17 protein-coding genes and 2 rRNA genes are annotated in these 20,879 nt (G+C 64.3%); 15 read left to right on the forward strand and 4 right to left on the reverse strand.

Annotated features, from left to right (window positions below):
• From L5G32_RS18795 to L5G32_RS18805, 3 genes are all read left to right on the forward strand, one after another.
• A 23S ribosomal RNA gene (locus L5G32_RS18795) occupies positions 1–235 on the forward strand; the annotation flags it as partial.
• Positions 236–372: 137 nt separating this feature from the next.
• Positions 373–489 (forward strand): 5S ribosomal RNA (rrf, locus tag L5G32_RS18800).
• 498 nt (positions 490–987) lie between these two features.
• A complete protein-coding gene (locus L5G32_RS18805; RefSeq protein ID WP_237012608.1) occupies positions 988–1,749 on the forward strand; it encodes a TetR/AcrR family transcriptional regulator in 762 nt (253 codons plus the stop codon).
• On the opposite strand, the gene L5G32_RS18810 is transcribed toward L5G32_RS18805, so the two are convergent.
• On the reverse strand, positions 1,718–3,127 hold the full coding sequence (locus L5G32_RS18810) for an amino acid permease (protein WP_237012609.1): 1,410 nt from the start codon (positions 3,125–3,127) through the stop codon (positions 1,718–1,720). The two genes, L5G32_RS18805 and L5G32_RS18810, sit on opposite strands and share 32 nt — an antisense overlap.
• A gap of 42 nt (positions 3,128–3,169) precedes the next feature.
• On the opposite strand from L5G32_RS18810, the gene L5G32_RS18815 reads away from it, so the two are divergent.
• From L5G32_RS18815 to mfd, 5 genes are all read left to right on the forward strand, one after another.
• Positions 3,170–3,691 carry a GNAT family N-acetyltransferase gene (locus L5G32_RS18815; protein WP_237012610.1) on the forward strand — a complete coding sequence of 174 codons (522 nt, stop codon included), beginning with the start codon at positions 3,170–3,172 and terminating at the stop codon, positions 3,689–3,691.
• Positions 3,692–3,744: 53 nt separating this feature from the next.
• Positions 3,745–4,314: a hypothetical protein gene (locus tag L5G32_RS18820; protein ID WP_237012611.1), complete on the forward strand. Its 570-nt coding sequence runs from the start codon at positions 3,745–3,747 to the stop codon at positions 4,312–4,314.
• Positions 4,315–4,361: 47 nt separating this feature from the next.
• Positions 4,362–4,952: a copper chaperone PCu(A)C gene (locus L5G32_RS18825; RefSeq protein ID WP_237012612.1), complete on the forward strand. Its 591-nt coding sequence runs from the start codon at positions 4,362–4,364 to the stop codon at positions 4,950–4,952.
• The gene (locus L5G32_RS18830) at positions 4,949–6,100 is read left to right on the forward strand and encodes a Dyp-type peroxidase (RefSeq protein WP_237012613.1); all 1,152 of its coding nucleotides are present in this window, start codon (positions 4,949–4,951) and stop codon (positions 6,098–6,100) included. Before L5G32_RS18825 ends, L5G32_RS18830 begins: the two co-directional genes overlap by 4 nt.
• Before the next feature lie 214 nt (positions 6,101–6,314).
• Positions 6,315–9,902 carry a transcription-repair coupling factor gene (gene mfd / locus L5G32_RS18835; protein WP_237012614.1) on the forward strand — a complete coding sequence of 1,196 codons (3,588 nt, stop codon included), beginning with the start codon at positions 6,315–6,317 and terminating at the stop codon, positions 9,900–9,902.
• 130 nt (positions 9,903–10,032) lie between these two features.
• Here mfd and L5G32_RS18840 read toward each other — a convergent pair whose 3' ends face one another.
• Positions 10,033–10,593, reverse strand: coding sequence for a TIGR03086 family metal-binding protein (locus L5G32_RS18840; RefSeq protein ID WP_237012615.1), 561 nt, complete (start codon positions 10,591–10,593; stop codon positions 10,033–10,035).
• A 120-nt stretch (positions 10,594–10,713) separates the two neighbouring features.
• On the opposite strand from L5G32_RS18840, the gene L5G32_RS18845 reads away from it, so the two are divergent.
• Complete coding sequence (locus tag L5G32_RS18845) at positions 10,714–11,583, forward strand: helix-turn-helix domain-containing protein (protein ID WP_237012616.1); 870 nt, start codon at positions 10,714–10,716, stop codon at positions 11,581–11,583.
• A 252-nt stretch (positions 11,584–11,835) separates the two neighbouring features.
• A complete protein-coding gene (locus L5G32_RS18850) occupies positions 11,836–13,404 on the forward strand; it encodes an ATP-binding cassette domain-containing protein (RefSeq protein WP_237012617.1) in 1,569 nt (522 codons plus the stop codon).
• Here the strand turns inward: L5G32_RS18850 and dapA are convergent.
• Complete coding sequence (gene dapA / locus L5G32_RS18855; RefSeq protein ID WP_237012618.1) at positions 13,322–14,242, reverse strand: 4-hydroxy-tetrahydrodipicolinate synthase; 921 nt, start codon at positions 14,240–14,242, stop codon at positions 13,322–13,324. The genes L5G32_RS18850 and dapA overlap by 83 nt on opposite strands.
• A 72-nt stretch (positions 14,243–14,314) precedes the next feature.
• On the opposite strand from dapA, the gene L5G32_RS18860 reads away from it, so the two are divergent.
• Positions 14,315–15,214 (forward strand): LysR family transcriptional regulator, encoded by a 900-nt coding sequence (locus tag L5G32_RS18860; protein ID WP_237012619.1) that lies wholly within the window; start codon positions 14,315–14,317, stop codon positions 15,212–15,214.
• A gap of 166 nt (positions 15,215–15,380) precedes the next feature.
• Positions 15,381–16,538, forward strand: a complete 1,158-nt coding sequence (locus L5G32_RS18865; protein WP_237012620.1) for a nucleoside triphosphate pyrophosphohydrolase — start codon at positions 15,381–15,383, stop codon at positions 16,536–16,538.
• Positions 16,539–16,541: 3 nt separating this feature from the next.
• On the opposite strand, the gene L5G32_RS18870 is transcribed toward L5G32_RS18865, so the two are convergent.
• The gene (locus tag L5G32_RS18870) at positions 16,542–19,616 is read right to left on the reverse strand and encodes a DEAD/DEAH box helicase (protein WP_237012621.1); all 3,075 of its coding nucleotides are present in this window, start codon (positions 19,614–19,616) and stop codon (positions 16,542–16,544) included.
• Positions 19,617–19,754: 138 nt separating this feature from the next.
• On the opposite strand from L5G32_RS18870, the gene L5G32_RS18875 reads away from it, so the two are divergent.
• The 3 genes from L5G32_RS18875 to L5G32_RS18885 all read left to right on the forward strand — a co-directional run bounded on the left by L5G32_RS18875 (position 19,755) and on the right by L5G32_RS18885 (position 20,461).
• Positions 19,755–19,967, forward strand: coding sequence for a hypothetical protein (locus tag L5G32_RS18875; RefSeq protein WP_237012622.1), 213 nt, complete (start codon positions 19,755–19,757; stop codon positions 19,965–19,967).
• A gap of 89 nt (positions 19,968–20,056) precedes the next feature.
• Entirely contained in the window at positions 20,057–20,257 is a 201-nt protein-coding gene (locus tag L5G32_RS18880; protein WP_237012623.1) for a pyridoxamine 5'-phosphate oxidase family protein, read from the forward strand.
• Positions 20,258–20,299: 42 nt separating this feature from the next.
• Positions 20,300–20,461, forward strand: a complete 162-nt coding sequence (locus L5G32_RS18885; protein ID WP_237012624.1) for a hypothetical protein — start codon at positions 20,300–20,302, stop codon at positions 20,459–20,461.
• Positions 20,462–20,879 lie beyond the last annotated feature (418 nt).

Genomic DNA, 20,879 nt, shown 5'->3' on the forward strand with positions numbered 1-20,879 from the left:
GGACGGACGAACCTCTGGTGTGCCAGTTGTCCTACCAAGGGCACTGCTGGTTAGCTACGTTCGGAAGGGATAACCGCTGAAAGCATCTAAGCGGGAAGCCTGTTCCAAGATGAGGTTTCTCACCACCTTTCGGGGTGGGTAAGGCCCCCTACAGATCATGGGGTTGATAGGCCAGAACTGTACGCACAGTAATGTGTTCAGGTGACTGGTACTAATAGGCCGAGGACTTACTAACAACACTCACCAACATTTTGTAGAGAAGCGAAGTATATTTGTTTCTTCTTCTTTTGGTTGTCTCGCATCCACTATCTACCTCTGAAACAACACACGACCACCAATATCTGTTGGTGGTGGTTGATAGTTTCATATTGTTTCGGTGGCTATAGCGGAGGGGAAACGCCCGGCCCCATTCCGAACCCGGAAGCTAAGCCCTCCAGCGCCGATGGTACTGCACCTTAACCAGTGTGGGAGAGTAGGACACCGCCGAGCTAAACATATGTAGAGCCCCCAACACACTCGTGTGTTGGGGGCTCTACCACTATCTACACACTGTTATTTCTGGTGGTCGAGCGAAGTCGAGACCCTCGAGCGTGGAGCGGATCTCGACTCCGCTCGATCAACGTGGTTCGCGGGCCGCGCTGTAGCTCACTGCGGGCGTTCAGCGGATCTCGACTCCGCTCGATCAACGACGAAGACACCCACCCCGCCGGTCGAGCGAAGTCGAGACCCCCGTGCGTAGAGCGGAACTCGACTCCGCTCGATCAACGACGAAGACACCCACCCCGCCGGTCGAGCGAAGTCGAGACCCCCGTGCGTAGAGCGGATCTCGACTCCGGTCGATCGACGTGGTTGGCGGGCCGCGCTGTAACTCACTGCGCGCGGACAGCGGGTCCCGACTGCGCTCGATCAACGACGAAGACGCTCATCCCGCTGGTCGAGCGGAGTCGAGCCCCGACCCCAGCGGACGGCCTGGATAGACTGACCAGCATGGCTATCGACAGGCCGGCGAATGGCGACGAGGAAGTCGTCAAGGCGCCGCGGGCACGCATGACAGGGGCGCAGCGTCGTCTTCAGTTGATCGAGGTCGCTCGCGGACTGTTCGCTGAGCGGGGCTTCGAAGGCACGTCGATCGAAGAGATCGCGCAGCGTGCAGGAGTGTCCAAGCCGATCGTGTACGAGCACTTCGGGGGCAAGGAAGGTCTCTACGCTGTGGTCGTCGACCGCGAGATGGACAAGCTCCTCGAACTCGTGACGTCGTCCCTTACCAAGAACCGTTCGTTGTACCGGATCCAGCAGGTAGCGCTCGCGCTTCTCACCTACATGGAGGAGCGGACCGACGGGTTTCGGATCCTGGTGCGCGGAGAGTCGCCGCACGGCGACAACGGGGACACCCGCTACTCGAGTCTCCTGAACGACGCCATCAGCCAGGTGGAACACATCCTGGCGAGTGATTTCGATCGGCGCGGGTTCGACCCCGCATTGGCGCCGCTCTACGCACAGGCACTGGTCGGGATGGTGTCCGTGACGGCACAGTGGTGGCTGGACGTCCGCGAACCCGCAAAGGAAGTCGTTGCGGCACACCTGGTGAATCTGTGCTGGAACGGTCTCACGCGACTCGACCCGTCGCCGATGCTGGTCGACGCAGACTACACAGAGCCCGTACCGCAGACGATGAATCCCCAGACCTCTACTGCAGAGTCGTTCACTGCAGCGTCGTCTACTCCTCAGACGGGGAGTGGCGAGGAGTAGCCTCGCCAGCGGCGCTCCGACGTCGAGCAACGATCGTTCCGACTCCCCAGAGGACGACGGCGAGGACTGCGGTCGAAACGATCTGGCTGCGGACCGACTCGGTCCACAGGCCGAGGGCGACGATGACGGCGAGTGCGATCAGAGTGGCCCACGACAGATACGGGTACAGCCACATCTTCATCGGTAGGTGCACCCCGTTCCGGTCGGCGCGACGTCGCAGGACGATCTGTGCGGCGGTGATGGACAACCAGGTGACGAGCAGCGTCGATCCCACCAGGGCGAGTAGCTGGTCGAGCACCTGCTCGCCCCACACGTAGTTGGCGGGCACCATCGCGAACCCGACGACGACGCTGGCGAGTACCGCGCGGACTGGGACTCCGTTCGACGCGGTGCGGGCGGTCACAGTCGGGGCCATGCCGCGCACCCCGAGAGAGAAGAGCATGCGTGACGCCCCGTACAGGTTGACGTTCATCGACGACAGCAGGGCGATGACGATGATCGCTCCCATCGTTGTCGCAACGGCGGGCAGCCCGGCCTGTTCGAGGACGCCGACGAATGGACCGGACTGCAATCGGTCGTCGTCGATCGGAAGGACGAGAATGATGATCAGGACCGAGCCGATGTAGAACACGAGGATCCGCCACACGATGGTGCGGATCGCCTTGGTGACGCTTGGCCCGGGGTCGTCGGTCTCGGCGGCGGCGACAGCGATGATCTCGATGCCACCGAATGCGAAGGCGATCACCAGCAGCGCAGCGGTGACACCGCCGATCCCGTTGGGGAGGATGGCGCCGACGTTCTCCATGCCGGGCGACGGCTCGGATGTCCACCCGAACAGGTACGCGGCGCCGATCGCAAGGAATACGACGATGAACACGATCTTCACCAGTGCCAGCCAGAACTCGAGTTCGCCGAAGTTCGCTGCGCCGCTCAGATTGAGAAGCGTGAACACCACCATGAAGATGAGTGCCCACCACCATGCGGGGAGGACTCCGACCAGCGAGTTGAGCCCCTCGGCTGCGGCGAGGGCTTCCGCCGAGACGACGAGCGTCATCTGAACCCACCACAGCCAGCCCATCATGAAGCCGGCTCCGGACCCGAGTGCTTTGCCTACGTAATACGAGAAGGCGCCAGGATTCGGGTCGGCTGCGGCGAGCTCACCGAGCATCCGCATCACCGAGACGATGATCAGACCGATGATCGCGTACGCGACGAGGGCGGCCGGGCCGGCCAGCGCGATGCCCTCGCCGGACCCGACGAAGAGGCCTGCGCCGATCGCCGAACCGAGACTCATCATCACGAGATGTCGTGGGCGGAGACCGGTCTTCAAGCGACTCTCGTCAGTGACGGCGATGTGATCTTGTTCGGGCTCGGCCATTCCCAGCAGTGTAATCGCCTCGATGTGCGGAACAATCGAGGGATGCTCACGATGCGGGACGCGACCGCGGACGACTGTGCAGCGGTCGCCGACATCTACCGCCATTATGTCGAGACGTCGACGGCCAGCTTCGATCACGAGGCCCCCGACGTCGAGACGTGGCGGGAACGTCTGGCGGCCTGCCGGTCACGTGGCCTGCCGTTCCTGGTTGCCGAAGACCCGGACATCGCTCCCGGCGTCCTCGGCTTCTCGCGCCTCGGCCCGTACCGCGGGAAGTCGGGGTGGTCGTTCACGGCGGAGAACAGCATCTACCTGAGGCCCGACGCTGCGGGTCGACGAGTCGGCAGTCGCCTGTTGCGCACGATGATCGACGCGATCGACCCCTCCCGAATCCGGCACGTAATGGCCGTGATCTCCGAAGAAGCGCCCGGTTCGATTGCGCTTCACACGAAAGCCGGATTCGTCGAAGCCGGTCGGACGCCGAGCGTCGGTTACAAGTTCGGGCGCTGGGTCGGCGTCGTCTATATGCACTTGGATCTCGGGAAGCCTGCTCGACATCCCTGATCGGAGCGGAATCTCCGATCAACGCAGGAGACCCGGTTGGTAGGCTGAGTAGCGTGCATATCCGTCTGACCTCTGCTGATTCGCCGGCTGACCCGGCGACTCACGGGGTCTTGGCGGCCGTGGTGTCGGCGATACTGGGCATCGCGGCTCACGGTTTCGGCGGCGGGTTCGGTGCACACGGGCCTGCGACGTCGCATGTGGTGATTCTTCTGTCGCTCGCGGTCGTCGTCGGAGTGGTCCGCGCGGGCCAAGTCAAGGGCGCACAGACGCGCGGCGGGCGACGGTTCGTCGGCACAGGCTGGACAGCGACTGCTGCGGCCCTCGTCGGCGGACAGGCGGCTGCACACATCTCGCTCGCCATGCTCGGTCACGGGTCTATGGCTCCCGGTGCCTCGATGCTCGCCTGGCACGTCGTGGCTCTGCCCGCCGCGGTCGGCGTCCTCGTCGTCGCGGAATGCCTCGCGCATTCGTACGGATCCCAGGTCGCCGTCGTACTCGGCTTCGCGGAGGGCTTCGCGACCGACGACATCGCCCCGACCGTGCCGGCGCCGGCAGTCGAGACGGCGTACTCCCGCGCCCTGCAGTCGGTGTCGGGCGTGCGAGGCCCTCCAGCAATGGTGTGAAGACCCAGACTCTTTCCTTTCACACCTTGCTCATTTGAGGAGACCTCATGGCACGGCGCTACTTGCTGCGCTCGGCCGGACTGACCGCGCTCGCGGCATCCGCCCTTCTGTCCGCCACCCTGATCACCGCCTGTTCCACCGGCACCGACGATGCGTCGGACGCCGACGCGATCACTGTGTCGCAACCGTGGATCAAAGCGACCGACGACCCCGCCGCCGACAACGGAATGACGTCAGCGTTCGCAGTAATCGAGAATTCGTCCGACCACGACATCCGACTCGTCGGCGCGTCCAGCGATGTCGCCAAGATGGTGGAGCTGCACGAAGTCGTCGAGTCGGGCGGCGCCACCAGCATGCGCGAAGTCGAGGGCGGCATCGTCGTCCCGGCCGACGGATCGGTGACGCTCGACCCCGGCGGCGAGCACTTCATGCTGATGGGTGTCACGGCACCGATCCGTTCCGGTGACCTCGCGACCATCACCGCCAGGTTCGACGACGGGTCCACCGAGACGATCGAAGCCCTCGCCCGCGACTTCGACGGGAATCAAGAGAACTACTCGCCGTCCGGTGCTTCGTCCTCGCCGACCGTGTCCGTTCCGCCGGTCGAGCGGAGTCGAGACCACGGCGAGCACAGTTGACCCGGTTCTCCCGGAGAACGCTGCTGACCGGCGGAGTCGGTCTTGCAGGCCTCGGTGTGGGCGCGGCAGCCGTCGGCGTCGGACATGAACTGTCCGAGCCGTCGGCTGCCGGCTCGACGCTGCCGTTCTTCGGTGACCACCAGTCCGGGATCGTCACTCCGATGCAGTCGCACGTCGACTTCGTCGGACTCGACCTCCTCGATCCCACAGATCACTCGGCACTGCAGGGGATTCTGCGGATGTGGACTCAGGACGCCGCCAACCTCACGCAAGGGCGGTCCGGGTTCTCCGACACCGAACCGGAACTCGCAGTCGACCCGGCGCGACTGTCCATCGCGGTGGGTCTCGGTCCGCGGGCGTTCGCGTCCGGGGCGCTCGCGGCGAAGAAGCCGTCGTGGTGTCAACCGTTGCCTGCGTTCGGGATCGACCGATTGCACGAGCGGTGGGGGCAGACCGACGTGGTCGTGGCCGTCGCCTGCGACGATCCGATGACGCTCGCGCACGCGGTGCGCATGGTCGTCGCGCCGGTTCGGCGTCGCACCCGCGTGCGCTGGATGCAGCAGGGGTTCCACCACAAACGCAACCTCTTCGGGCAGGTCGACGGTACCGTCCAACCGGCCGAGGGCAGATATGACGACCTCGTGTGGGACGACGGCTCGGAGCAGTCGTGGATGGCGGGTGGAACGTCTTTGGTGCTCCGCCGGATCGCGATGAACATGGACACGTGGGAGGCCGTCGATCGGCCAAGTCGGGAACTGTCGATGGGGCGGACCCTCGACAACGGTGCGCCGTTGACCGGTGACGTCGAGACCGACGATCCGGTGTTCACTGCGACCAAGGGCGGCATTCCGGTGATCCCGGAGTCGTCGCACATCGCGCGGGCGCATCAACGATCAGATCGGGAGCAGTTTCTCCGGCGGCCGTACAGTTACGACCTTCCCCCGGCCGGCGGCGACGACACTTCGGACAGTGGTCTGATCTTCGCCGCCTACCAGCGGGATCCTGTCGCGCAGTATGTTCCGGTCCAGCAGCGGCTCGCTGATCACGACGACCTGAACGAGTGGACGTCACCGATCGGTTCAGCCGTCTACGCGATGCTCCCCGGTGCTCGGGACGGTTCCTATCTGGGCGCGCCGCTGTTCGAGTGATGTGCCCGTTGGTTGGCCGTTTGTCGAGCGGAGTCGAGACCGGATCTCGACTCCGCTCGATCGGCAGTGGGGGCTCGATCGGCAGGGAGGTCCGCTCGACCAGCAGTGGGGCTCGGTCAGCAGGGAGCCGCTCGATCGGCCGGCGACTCCACTCGATCAGCAGGTGACCCCGCTCGACTTCGCGCAGCCGACTCGCACGAATAGACTGAGTCGAGTGGCGACCTCTGAAGAAACCCCTGGGACGACTCTGTCCGGACTGACTGCTTTCGCACTGCGCGACAACGCGTTCTCGCAGATCAGGGAACGGGCCGCCGAGACTCGCCTCGACGTGAGCGCGCCGGATGCTGTGCGACCTTTTCTGGTGGCAGCACTGGCCGCCGTCGACGAGGCTCCGGTGCTGGTCGTGGCGGAGAACGGTCGCGAGGCCGACGACCTCACCGCCGAACTCTCCGAGTTGTTGCCGCGGGCCGACTCGGTCGCGCAGTTTCCGTCCTGGGAGACGCTGCCGCACGAGCGGCTGTCGCCGAGCGCCGACACGGTCGGTGCGCGTCTGGCGGTCCTACATCGGTTGGCCACGCCGGGGACCACAGGTCTCTCAGTGGTGGTGACGACGGTGCGGTCGCTGGTTCAGCCGATGGCGCCGGGGCTGGGCAACCTGCGCACGGTCACCTTGTCGGAGGGGATCGAGTTCGAGTTCGAGTTGCTGATCGAGCAACTCGTGGAGATGGCGTACGAGCGCGTCGACATGGTCGGTCGTCGTGGTGAGTTCGCGGTGCGCGGCGGGATCCTCGACGTCTTCCCGACGACAGCCGACTACCCGGTGCGTGTCGAGTTCTGGGGCGACGAGATCACCGAGATGCGTGCGTTCTCGGTCGCAGACCAGCGGACACAGCCGGAGGTCGACTGCTCCAACGTCCAGGTCCACCCGTGTCGTGAACTCGTGTTGACGGCGCAGGTGCGCGACCGGGCGTCCGAGCTCGCCGACACCACGTCGGACGAAGCTCTCCGCGAGATGCTGACCAAGCTCGCCGAGGGCATCCCCGTCGAAGGGATGGAGGCGCTGATCCCGGCGCTCGTCGACGGCGAGATGCAGCTGCTCACCGAAGTGATGCCCGACGGAGTCCGCGTCCTGATCCTGGACCCGGAGAAAGTCCGTACTCGCGCCGCCGACCTCGCTCGGACGGGCGAGGAGTTCCTCGAGGCGTCGTGGAACGCGGCGGCGCTCGGCGCGGACGCGCCCGTCGACGCTCGCGCCGTCGACCTCACGGCGAGTGCGTACCGACCGGTCGACGAGGTCGAATCGGTGACCGTCCAGGCCGGTCATCCGTGGTGGACGTTGAGCCCCCTGGCATCGGGCGTCGGCGAGGAGCTCGTCTTGAACGTCGAGCCGGGGCCCGCCCCGCACGGCGACGAGAAGGAACTCGCCGCTCTCATGGCGTCGCTGCGGGCGCAGCTCGCGGCGGGCGGTCGGGCGGCGATCGTGGCCGCGGGGCGAGGGACGGCCACGCGTTTCGTCGAACGCCTCGGTGAGGCGGAAGTGCCTGCGCGGCTGATGGATTCCGGAGTGGAACCGCCTGCGGACGCGGTCGCCGTCTATCACGGCACACTCCGGCGCGGGTTGACGTTGGGACTGGACTCCGATGACGACAGGCTCGTCATCGCGACCGAGGCTGACATCACCGGCGCGCGCGTGACCGGTGTGAAAGACGGTCGCCGCCTGCCTGCCAAGCGTCGCAACCAGGTGGATCCTCTCGCGCTGGCTGCGGGCGACATGGTGGTCCACGACCAGCACGGCATCGGCAAGTTCGTCGAGATGATCGAGCGGACCGTCTCAGGTGCGCGCCGCGAATACCTCGTCATCGAGTACGCGCCGGGCAAGCGCGGCCAGCCGGGCGATCGACTGTTCGTCCCGATGGAGTCGCTCGACCAGTTGTCCCGCTACGTCGGCGGCGAACAGCCGTCGTTGTCGAAGCTCGGCGGGTCCGACTGGGCGAATACGAAGAAGAAGGCGCGTAAGGCGGTCCGTGAGATCGCGGGCGAACTCGTGCAGTTGTACGCGGCACGGCACGCGGCTCCCGGCTTTCAGTTCAGCCCGGACAGCCCGTGGCAGCGCGAGATGGAAGACGCGTTCGACTACACCGAGACCGTCGACCAGATGACCGTGATCTCCGAAGTCAAAGCCGATATGGAGAAGCCGGTCCCGATGGATCGCGTCGTCGTCGGCGACGTCGGTTACGGCAAGACTGAGATCGCGGTGCGTGCGGCGTTCAAAGCCGTGCAGGACGGAAAACAGGTCGCGGTGCTCGTGCCGACGACGATCCTCGCCGGGCAGCATATGCAGACGTTCGCCGAGCGGATGGCGGGCTTCCCGGTCAAGGTGCGCGGGCTGTCGCGCTTCACCGATCCGGCGGAGTCCAAGGAGATCCTCGCGCAGATGGCCGACGGCGAAGTCGACATCGTCATCGGCACCCACCGTCTACTGCAGACCGGTGTCCGCTGGAAGGACCTTGGCCTCGTGATCGTCGACGAGGAGCAGCGGTTCGGTGTGGAGCACAAGGAGCACATCAAGTCGCTGCGCACCCACGTCGACGTGTTGACGATGTCGGCGACGCCGATCCCGCGAACCCTCGAGATGTCGATGGCGGGTATCCGCGAGATGTCGACGATTCTCACCCCGCCGGAGGAACGGCACCCGGTGCTGACTTATGTCGGCGCGTACTCGCCGAAGCAGGTCGGCGCCGCGATCCGCCGCGAACTCCTGCGTGACGGGCAGGTGTTCTTCGTCCACAACCGGGTGTCGTCGATCGACAAGACGGCGCGGGACATCGCTGCGCTGGTCCCGGAGGCGCGGGTCGTCGTCGCACACGGACAGATGGGCGAGGCCCAGTTGGAGAGCACGGTCGACGCGTTCTGGAACCGCGAGTACGACGTGCTCGTGTGCACGACGATCATCGAGACCGGTCTGGACATCTCGAATGCGAACACGTTGATCGTCGACCACGCCGAGAACTTCGGTCTCTCGCAGCTGCACCAGTTGCGTGGCCGCGTGGGTCGTTCACGAGAGCGCGGCTACGCGTACCTGCTGTACAGCGGTGACAAGCCGCTGACCGAGACCGCCTACGACCGCCTTGCGACGATCGCGCAGAACAACGAGTTGGGCGCGGGCATGGCTGTCGCGTTGAAGGACTTGGAGTTGCGCGGTGCGGGCAATGTGCTTGGCGCGCAGCAGTCCGGGCACGTCGCCGGGGTCGGCTTCGACTTGTACGTCCGTCTGGTCGGTGAGGCCGTCGAAGCGTATCGAGCTGCCGCCGACGGCACGCCGATCGAGACGCAGGAGTCGTCGGAGGTGCGGATCGATCTGCCGGTCGACGCGCACATCCCGACCGAGTACGTTGAGGCGGATCGGCTGCGACTGGAGGCGTATCGGAAGCTCGCGTCGGCGAGCAGCGACGCGGACGTCGACGAAGTCCTGGCCGAACTCACCGACCGTTATGGTCCTCCGCCGGAGCAGACGCAACGTCTTGCGGCGATCGCACGTCTGCGGTTGCGGTGCCGTGAGCGCGGGGTCACCGAGGTCGGTCTTGCCGGGCAGTCGGTGAAGGTCACGCCGATGATCCTGTTGGACAGCCAACAGATCCGGCTCAAGCGGATGTTCTCGTCGGCGAGCTACCGCGCGACGACGCACACCGTGACCCTCCCGATCCCGCGTACCGGCAGTGTCGGCTCGCCCCGTCTCCGCGACTCGGAGCTGATCGACTACGTCGTCGGCTTCCTCCAAGCGATCGCGCCCCTGGAGTCGTAGGTTCCGGCCCCTGTTTGTCGAGCGGAGTCGAGACAGCTTGCTGGTCGAGCGGAGTCTGCGAGACAGCTTTGCTGGTCGAGCGGAGTCTGCGAGACAGCTCTGCTGGTCGAGCGGAGTCGAGACCCCCTCCCTACATAGCCCGGCGCCCGGACAGCCCGACCAAGCGCTCCAGCGGCGACGCCGTCTCGGCCACCACAACGGCAGGTGCGAACGACTTCCCTTCGCCTTGGAAGTCGGGTGTCAGCATTGCGGGTGCGAATTCGAGCGACGCCTCGAGGGCTTCGTCGTCGGGGTTCCATTCGAGGCCTGCGGCTTGCGCGAGGTCCCAGCCGTGCATCTGGTACTCCCACAGGATCATGGAGGCGGCCATGTCGCCGGGCATCCCGGCTCCGCCGATCTTCAGCGGGTTCGCGAGCGCGTCGGGAAGGGCCTTTCGGAGTCGTGCGGCGGCGTCGCGGACTTGGTCGGCGCCGCTGCCGTCGACGGTGACGACGTCAGGGTCGCTGCATGTGTGGTCGTCCGAGGTGTAGCCGTCGGTGAAGGCGGTGAGCCATCCGACGATGTGATGGCGGAGTGCTGCGACGTCGAAGTCGGTGCACGGTGTGGGGGAGTCCGGCGGTGTGTCGGCCGCCTGGTCGAGGAGGTCGGCGAGTTGGTCGAGCGTGCGGATGAGGGCTACTGAGGTGTCCATGCCGTCGACGCTACGACTGGCGGCGGGTCGTCTCTTGAAGATTCGCGACAGTTCTCAGCCGTCCTGAGCGAGCGGAGCGAGTCGAAGGGTCTGCGAGACAGCTCGCGCTACGCTCACCTCGTGCCCGCCGCCGACCGACCGCCCTTCGACGACCACACGCGCGGAATCCTCCAACCAGCCCGCATGTTCCGCGTCGTCGACTTCGACCGGTACCCGGCGCCGCCGGAACTCGAGGGCTTGATCGAATGGTTCTGGTCGGTCCGCTGGGACCTTCCCGCGGGCGAGAGTCACCGACAGCCGGTGCTGGCGACTCCTGCGGTGAATGTGAGTGTCGGGACGGCGCCGCCGCCGGGCGACGATCCGCTGCCCGGTCCGTACCCGCTGGCTGCGAAGTTCAACGGCGTCACTACTGCACTGACGGTCCGGACGCTGAGCGGGACGGGGTGGAACGTCGCGGCGAAGTCGACGACGGGCGGGTTCGGCGCGTGGATAGACGACGTCCAGGCGGTCAACGACACGCACGTGGAACTCACCGACGTTCTGGCAGTCGAGGATCGGCTGCCGTTGGCGGTCGCCGACCGTTCATGGGGTTCGGATCGGGCGAAGCTCATCGGCGATGCGCTGATCCGGTTGTTGGACAGTCGGCCGCAGTCGCGTATCGACCGTGCCAGGGAGGTCTCGCTCATCGCGGCCGTTGCTGAGCAGGACCGGTCCATCGGCACCGTTGGACAGCTCGCGAGCCTCGGCGGGGTCACGTCCCGCACGCTGCAGCGGATGTTCACCTCGTGCGCGGGGGTCTCGCCGACCTGGGTGATCCGCCGGTTCCGACTCATCGATGCTGCCGAGCGGGTCCGCGACGGACGCGCACCAGACTGGGCCGCACTCGCCGCGGACCTCGGTTATGCCGACCAAGCTCATCTGAGTCGGGACTTCACCGCAACCATCGGGATGTCGCCGGGCGCATACGCTTCCGCGAATCGTTCAGCGTGAATATTCAGTGGCGGCCGGCGATGTGATGGGCGTACGTTGCATCGTGTGGGAACTCTGATTTTCGACTGACCGTCGCGTTGACCAAGGTCCGCGGCGGGCTCTTCGTATCCGATTCCCACCGTGCGCTGCGTTCATGCTGCGCAGAGAGGTCATCTGATGACCCGACTGTCTTGTACAACAATCCATTCCAAAGGCCGATCGCATCGCGAATGCGCCCTGCATGACGTTTCGGTCCGCTTCGATTCCGCCCCGGTGCTCGACGGTGTCGATCTCGTCGTCGGGCCTGGTGACCGTCTCGCGGTGATCGGCGACAACGCGTCCGGAAAGTCGACGCTTCTGAAGACGATCGCGGGAATCGTTCCGGTAGACGGCGGTGTGCGCAGCGTCGCGGTCCCGGGAGGCATCGGGTTTGCGGAACAGCGTCCGGAGTTCGCGTCAGGCACGACGGTGGCTGCTGCCATCGATGTCCTGCTGGGTGACATTCGTGAGCTGGAGCGTGAAATAGCTGCTACCGCAGCCGCACTCGCCGGCAACGATGACCAGCTACTGCTTGACCGTCTCGGCGACCTACTGGACGCCTTCGATGCACGGGACGGCTATGCGGTCGATCTGCGTCTCGCCGCAGGGCTGCAGCAGCTCGGACTCGGTGACGTCGATCGCGAGCGTCCGGTCGCGACGCTGTCGGGAGGCGAGCGTGCTCGGTTGGCGTTGGCCGCTGTCCTGGCGTCGAACTCCGAACTACTGCTTCTGGACGAGCCGACGAACGACCTCGACGATGCAGCCGTCGACTGGTTGGAAGGTCGGCTGGCGGCACATCGCGGCGCGTTCGTCGTCGTCACCCACGATCGGGAACTCCTCGACGCGATGTCGGCCGACATCGTGGTCGTAGAAGGAGGCCGACTGCGTAGGCACGGTGACGGCTATGCAGGCTACCTGCGTGCGCGTGCCACCAGTCGGCGCGTGGCCCGTGAGCGGTATGAGGTGTGGTGCGACGAGGTCCGACGTTGTGCGGAGTTGGTGGAGGCCAACTCTTTCCGGCTCGACCAGATTCCACGGAAGAGGGAGAAGCCGGGGTTCGGAAACGGTGCGTTTCGTGCACGGAGTCGTGATCATGGCAGTGCGGGACGGATCCGGATGGCGAAGGAACGCTTGGCACGCCTTCATGAGGAGCCTGCGGCTCGGCCACCCGAACTGCTCCAGTTCACTCCTGGATTCACTGGCGCAAAAGAGGCGTCCGACTTGTTGTCCGTCCGTGGACTACACATCAGGGCGGGCGACCGCGTGCTTGTCTCCGGAGACAACGGGGCCGGTAAGACGACGCTGCTTCGGGCGGTGGCGGGCGAGGTTCGCGGCGACGTCGTGGTGGCGGCCGGAGTGCGTATCGCATGGCTTGGGCAAGACCTGTCGGCGCCGACTCGCCGGACAGCTGTCAGCGAGTTCGCCTGTGCGACAGGCAGGTACATCGACGACGCCGAGGACCGTCTGTGTTCGTTGGGGTTGCTCGACACCACAAGCTTGCGGCGCAGGGTGTGTGAACTGTCTGTCGGCCAACGCCGCAGGCTCGATCTCGCCATCGTCGTCGACGCGCCAAGTGACGTGCTGCTGCTTGACGAGCCGACGAACCACCTCGCGCCGGAACTCGTCGACGAACTGGAAGCAGCGTTAGACGACTACGCGGGCGCCGTCCTGATCGTCACTCACGATCGTCGGTGGCGCCGCAGGCTCGATGCAGTCGGCGTCACGCAGATCGAACTGAGGTCTCCGCATGCACAGCCAACGCCGCGACGATCTGCGCGGCCTCGTCCGGTGTCGCCTCAGTGAGGGGCGGACGGACGGTCGTGTGAGCGATGACGCCGAGTTCGCGGAGCGCGACCTTCGCAGCGACCGCGCCGCCGGTGGCGATCGAGTTCAATGCGGTGGCTGCGGGGATCAGGTCGCGGTTGATCTCCCGCGCTGTCGGTAGATCGTGGTCGGTGATCGCCTTGATCAGTGCCGCGTTCTCGGCCGAGCGGACGGCACCGACGACGCTGACCACACCGGTGGCGCCTGCCGACAGATACGGCAGGTTGAGGCCGTCCGTGCCGCAGTAGTAGGCCATCGGGCAGTCGGCCATGACCGCCATGGCCTGGGCGATGTCGCCCGTCGCGTCCTTCACTGCCAGGATGTTCGGATGCTGCGCCAGGTCGTACAGGGTCGACGTCGCGAGCGGGAGTCCCGTGCGGTGGGGGACGTCGTAGAGCATGACCGGGAGGTCGGTGGCGTCGGCGACTGCGCGGAGGTGGGTGGCGACGCCGAGCTGCGACGGCCGTGAGTAGTACGGGGTGACGACGAGCAGTGCGTCTGCGCCTGCTGCTGCGGCGAGGCGGGCGCGACGGACGGTCGACATGGTGTCGTTGGTGCCGACGCCTGCGATGATCCGGGCGCGGCCTTTCGTCTTCGACGCGGCCGACCGGATCAGGTGTGCCAGTTCGTCTTCGGAGAGGGTGGGGGACTCGCCGGTGGTCCCGGCGACGACGATGCCGTCGCACTTGTTCTTCACCAGATGCTTGACCATGGATTTGAACCCGGACTCGTCGATCGAGAAGTCGGGCTTCATCGGCGTCGGGACGGCGACGAGGTTGGTGCCGAAGGCATGGGCGGCAGCGGGCGCGAGCATCATAGGACCATTGTCATGGCGATCATCGTCAACGACAAGAGAACAGTTCTACGACACATTGTTTACGATCACTTCATGATCGATGTGTCGGCACTTCAGGCGCTCCGCGCGCTCGCAGACTTGGGGACGATGAACCGGGTCGCCGACGATCTCGGGTACACGGCGTCGGCCATCTCCCAGAAGATCAAACGCCTCGAGACCGACGTCGGTGTGCGACTGGTGTCGCCCGCGGGACGCCGCGTGGTGTTGACGGCGGCCGGGCGAGCTCTGGTCGAGACCGTGCCGACCGTCGTCAACGCGCTGGAGCAGTCGGTGTCGGCGGCGCGGTCGGCGGATGCAGGCGTCCCTCGCGGGACGTTCCGGATCGTGGCGTTCTCGACGGCGGTCCGCGGGATCGTGGCACCGGTGTTGGCGCGTCTGGCGGTCAACTGTCCGGATCTTCGTGTCGAGATCGTCGAGGCCGACCCGGTGCCCGCGGTGTACGCGGTGGAGTCGGGCGGGGCCGATCTGGCGTTGGTGCACGACGCCGACGGGGTGCCGACTCCGGTGTCGGCGGGCGTCCGGCCGTCGCTGTTGCACACCGATGTCGGCGACCTCGCAGTTCCGGCCGGTCACCCTTTGGCCGCAGCGACGGAACCGATCGATCTGGCCGACCTTGCAGGCTGCCGGTGGGTGACTTCGCCGCCGGGAACGGTGTGCCGGCAATGGTTTCAGCGGATGTTCGCCGGGAGCGCCGCCGAACCCGACGTCGTCCACACCGTCGACGATTTCAGCACGCAGATGGCGTTGGTCGCGTCCGGTGATGTCGTCGCGCTGATCCCGCGGCTCGCCCGCCCACGCCCGCCTGCCGGCGTCGAGCTCCGACCGTTGGCGCAGGCTCCGCGACGGATCGTCCACGCGGTCTGGCGGCGCAGCAGCGAAGACGACCCGGCTCTGCGTGCCGTGGTCACTGCCCTCGAGGCCGAAGCTTCCTGAAGTCTCCTCGCTGGTCGAGACCCCTCCTGCCGGTCGAGCGAAGTCGAGACCCCCGCCCGTTGGTCGAGCGGAGTCGAGACCCACGTACCGCGCGTTGGCACTCAATCTTCGTCGCAATACCGACTAAGGTCTTCCTGACAGAGTTTTCTCTGGGAGGAGTACACACATGCCCGTCGTTCTGCTCGATCCGTCGCGGCCCGACATGGTGCCTGCGGGCGCTGTCGGGCTGATGTCGGCGACGATCGCCGTGACAGAAGAGGTCCATCCGAATCTGTTGTGGCAGTTGCCGGACTACGTTCTCGTGGGCGACGACGCACAGCATTACGACGTGCTTCTCTCGTCGGACCGACGCCATCCGGCGGTGCGCACGCGAATCGATGCAGGCGAGCGCGTCATCCAGGGCGATCCGGTCAAGGGCAGCATCATTCTGTATGCCGTCGACCTGATGGACCGGCTGCGTCGGACGGGGCCGTGGGAGCAGCGGCAGACTCACGATTCGTTGCGCAGGTATCTCGTCGAAGAGGTCTACGAGTTGCTCGACGCGATCGACCACGGTTCGCGTGACGAGTTGAAGTCCGAGTTGGGCGACCTCCTCCTGCAGGTGTTGTTCCATTCCCGGATCGCCGCTGATGCCGTCGACGGTTTCGACATCGACGACGTGGCACAGAGTTTCGTCGACAAGGTTTCGTATCGGACGCCCGGCGTCCTCAAGGGCGAGCATGCGGATCTGGAGCGCCAGATCAACGAGTGGGAAGCGGCGAAGGCCGCCGAACGCGAGGCGCAGCGCGGCAGCATTTTGGATGGGATCGTCACAACGCAGCCAGCTCTTGCGTTGACGCAGAAGATCTTTGAGCGGCTGGCGGGCACCGATTTCCCGATCGCCGCGGTGAGTCCGTCGCTCTACCAGGTGGGTGTCCCGTTCCGTCAGCACGCGACGGTCAGCGTCGAGGACGAGCAGCGTCGCCGCGCGATCACTCTGATGGATCAGGTCCGCGCCGCTGAGGCCGCGGCTCGCGCCGACGGCGTGTGGCTGACCGATGAGAACAACTGGCGCAAGTACCTCGGGATGGACTACGACAAGAGTGCCTTCGACGACGATGCCGACACCGGAGAGATCCCGATCATCACCGACGACGAGTGGGTCGTGGACGGCGACGACACCGACGGCGACGACACGGACTACGAAGACGTCGAGGTCGACGCTGACCCGATCGCGGGTGACGAGATGTCGAAGGTCACGGGCGTGCGAGTGAAGAAGGACGTGCCCGGGATGGTCGTCGTGGAGAAGTGGAGTGCGGAGGGGATGGGCGCTGAGGGGGAGTGAGCGCTAACTCGCAGCCACCTTTCCTTCGTTGAACAACTCCGCCGGCATCTCGTGCTGAAGTTTCCATACAATCGAGATTGGTCGGTCGCCTTGGTAGTCCGAGATCGCTGCCGGGCCGAGGAATGTGTAGGGATTTACGCCGTATTCTCCTTCCCTGTGAGTTCGCACGAAGAGCAGGACCGTACTGTTTCCGTGGATGTAGCGTTGCCCGGTTGGTGATGCCTGTCGTGTCGTCGACTGCGACTCCCAATGGAACAGCGATCTGCTGATCGGATAGTCGCGGTACATCGTTGTCGGCGAGTATGCCTTCTCACTCTTCACGAGGGTTACGAAGAACGCGTCGACGTTGAGGTGCTTGATGTACTTGACGCCCTCCCGGAAGTTGGAGGGAAGCGACTTAAATGATGCTTCGCCCAGCGCGGCGAGAATCTCCTCCCGTTGGTATTTCGCGTGTACATAGAGCGAGGCGAGTTCGGGACGATCGGGGAGTCCGAACGTAGTTTGCCGTGACTGGTTGAACGTGATATCCGTGATGGATAAGAGCTCGTCGCGCGCTTCGCGTTCCGATCTCAGTGCAGAAATAGCTTCGTCAACCGTCGAAAACTTTCCACCGTTTGGCCAGACCGTGAAGACGAGCATCTCCGCAAGTCTCCGCTCAGTGTCTGGCATGTCGACGTACGGGGTGTCCTGGTGGAGTAGCCGTCTGTAACCTAATACCCGGACGGGGTCGTTGACATGCGCGAAGGCTTGGTTACGTGCGAGAATTTGTGATTCTAGTTCCGAACTGGAGTCGGTCAATATCCCGGCGTCGCGCTTGAGGGAAGTCCACGATCGTTCTCGCTTTGTTAGTTGACTCAACGGAATACCCGTGCCGTTCAAGAACTCGCTCAACGAGGCGTCAGGCAGCGACCGCGCTTCGGCGACGATCTCCGGCCAACGAACTCGCATCTGGCGTTTTATGCTGGTAAGCACGGTTCTCTGGGTCTCTTCGTCGAGCACGATTCTGCACCCGGAAGGCAACGTTGGAAAGTTCTGCTCGACGTCGGACGAAATCGAACTTCGACTCCGGCCGATGATCGCACGGAACCTCAGGTCCCAGCGGAATTCTTCGCGCTGGGCACCGACGAAGTCGAAGACGGTGAGAACAGATTTACCTTCCGCGAACCGGAGTCCTCGGCCAAGTTGTTGTAGGTAGACCGTGATGCTCTCAGTTGGTCGTAGCATGAGAATCGTGTCGACAACGGGAATGTCGAGTCCCTCGTTGAACACGTCAACAGAGAAGATTGCGTTGACTGACTTGTCTTTAAGGTCCGAGATTGCACGCATTCGGTTCGCGTCCGACGTATTTCCGTCCACGACGACGGCGGGGATGCCCGCCGCGGTGAACGTCTTAGCCATGTACTCGGCGTGCTGAACGCTGACGCAGAAGCCGAGTGCGCGCATCGATCGTGGGTCGACAATCTGTTTGGCTATCGAACGGAGGATTATTTCTGCTCGCGCATCGTTCCCGGTGTAGAGCTTGTCAAGTTCGGCTGGCTCGTACCGTCCTCGCTTCCAAGTCAATCTTGAGAGGTCTACACCGTCGGCAATTCCGAAGTAATGGAAGGGGCACAGTAACTCCGCTTCGAGGGCATCCCAGAGTCTGAGTTGGGTGGCTATGCGGTTGCCGAAGAACTCTCGAACATTGATTCCGTCGGCTCGTTCTGGGGTTGCCGTGAGTCCGAGGAGTTCACGCGGCTCGAGGTGATCCGTTGCCGCTCGGTACGTCGGTGCGGCGCCATGATGAAACTCGTCGATCACGACCACGTCGAAATGATCAGCAGGAATGTTGGCGATTCCGTACGAAGCGAGAGACTGGATGCTTGCGAACACATGGTTCCAGCGCTCTGGGCGTGCACCGCTCACGTACAACTCGCCAAAGTTCGCATCGGCTAGCACCTCGCGATACGTTCGGCGGGCCTGCTCGAGGATCTCTTGCCTGTGGGCAACGAACAGTAGGCGAAGGCCCTCGCCAGGTGCCCGCACAAGGTTCCGGAAGTCGAGTGCGGCAAGGACAGTCTTCCCCGTGCCGGTAGCTGCCACGACAAGGTTTCGATGGCGATCGTGTACCTCGCGCTCTGCGCGGATTTCGTCGAGCATCATCTGCTGGTATGGGTACGGCCGGACCTCTAGTCCCGAGATCGTAAGCGTCGATCGTCCACTCGATCTACTTCCGGAGGCTTCGGCAAGTGCGTCATCGAGTCGATCTCGGTCCCGGTCAGGATCGTAACGCTCGAACGACGGATCTTCGTTCCAGTAGGTCTCGAATGTTGATTGAAACTTGTCGATGAGGCTCGGAGTGCTAATGCGTGATAACCGGACATTCCACTCGACACCGTCCAGTAGCGCCGCATTTGAGAGGTTCGATGAGCCGATATATGCCGTGTCGTAGCCGGAGTCCCTTTGAAAGAGCCACGATTTCGCATGTAGTCGGGTTCGCAATGCGTCGTACTGGACGCAGACCTCAGCCCCGTACTCGTTGACGAGTCTGTCAAGCGTCGCGCGCTCGGTTGAACCGAGATACGTCGTGGTAATGACCCGAAACGGCTTGCCGGCCTCTGCGAGCGCCTTCAGCTCGCGTTCGAGTAGCCGAACGCCGCTCCAGCGAATGAACGCGCAGACGAGGTCAACGCGGTCCGCCGATGAGATCTCTGCAGGTAGTTCGTGGCCAATCGACGGTTCGCCGCCAGCATTCGTCAGCAAAGCGACATCTGACAATGGAGTAGACGGACGGACTTTCGTCCGATCCGTAACCCCGGGGCGTGATGGCTGGAAGAGTCGAAAAAGCTGACGCGCAGGGGCGGCGACAGATTCGTCGGCGGCGTCTAGCAGGTTGAGGACTCGATTGGCCGCATCGAGTTGCGCGCCCTGCTCTGAGATCGCGCTGAGGTGCTGAAAGACTGCATCGGCGACGTGACGAGCCAAGACATGCGCCTGATCTGCTTTGTCGACTTTGGCGATGTCCGATTTCAGCGCACTTCCGTCGAGCTTGGTCAGCAGATCGTTTGTTAGTAGCCGCTCGTAGACGCCTTCATCCATGCCTGCGAGTGTCTCAGAGGGGTCGGACAATTCGGGAGCAGACTGTGGATTAACCCGACCTGCTCGTCAGTAGCGGGTCGTCGTCTTGGATGAAGTGTCGGCACAGGGTGATTGCATATAGGCATTTGCAGGGAGGCAATGATGGCGTTGTATCGCGTCGATCTCGTGGAGGTCGTGCACAGGACGGCAACGATCGAAGTTCCTGATGGTTACGAGTTCGATGATCCGGTTTCCCAGGGGACGCTGATGGATGTTGCGCGCGACGTTGCTCTCGAGACTGACTCGCGGGAGGAGCGGATAGAGATTCGTCCAGTGCATGTGGCGAGTTCGGTGGACTATCGGTTGAAGTGACTTGGCGGTAGTGACTGCGAGGCGGCAATGCTGGGACGACCATGGATGGACAAGTCCGGAATCTATCGGGGAGTGACCTGGTGGCCCAGATGACTACGACAGAAGCCGATGAGTTCCTCCGAGATGTGCACGTCGGCATCCTCGCGGTTGAACGGAAGTCGAACCCGCCGCTCGCGGTACCGGTCCGGTACGACGTCTACGACCAAGGACGAGTCGTCGTCTGGATCTCCGAAGACTCGTTGAAGGCCAAGCTTCTCCGTAGAGCAGGGCGGGCGACCCTCACCGTTTAGCAAGAGACCGGCGGTCACGCGTACGTGAGCGTCGAAGGTGGCGTGACGTTCGCCGCTGTCGAGCCTGCGGTGCTTTCCCGCATGGCGACGCGGTACCTCGGCGACCACGCCGGACGTGAATTTGTCGAGCACCGCGATCTCGATGGAACTGTCCTGGTGATGCTGGACATGGTGAAGGTGCGGTCGTTCGGTCCCACGGAGTGAGGGTCTCGACTCCGCTCGACCAGCGCTGAATCGGACCGACCAGCGATGAACTGGACGAACTAGCGATGAATTGGACGGACTAGCGGTTGAAGAGCGCGATCAGCGGGGTGAGCGTCGTATCACGGAGTCGAACGTGTGTTCTTGTCGGAGGTGAGTTATACCATTCAGGTAGTTCTCGGGTGATTCCGGGAGCGACGGGTTTTTTGACAAGTTGATAGCGCGCCGCGGTCCTGGCGAACCGTTGAAGAGCGCTCGTTCCTCCCGGGTGGGAGTGCGAGCCGCGGGAGGGTCTGTCAAGACCCGGGTTTGTTAGAGACCGATCATTTGTTCTGTAGTGCAGGTTCAGTCTCGGTAGTAGTGTGCTGCTGCCAGTAGTGGTCCTCGATCTCGGTCGGTGGCCGGTGATCGAGCTCGCCGT

The sequence above is a fragment of the Gordonia zhenghanii genome (assembly GCF_021738965.1).
GTDB lineage: Bacteria > Actinomycetota > Actinomycetes > Mycobacteriales > Mycobacteriaceae > Gordonia > Gordonia zhenghanii.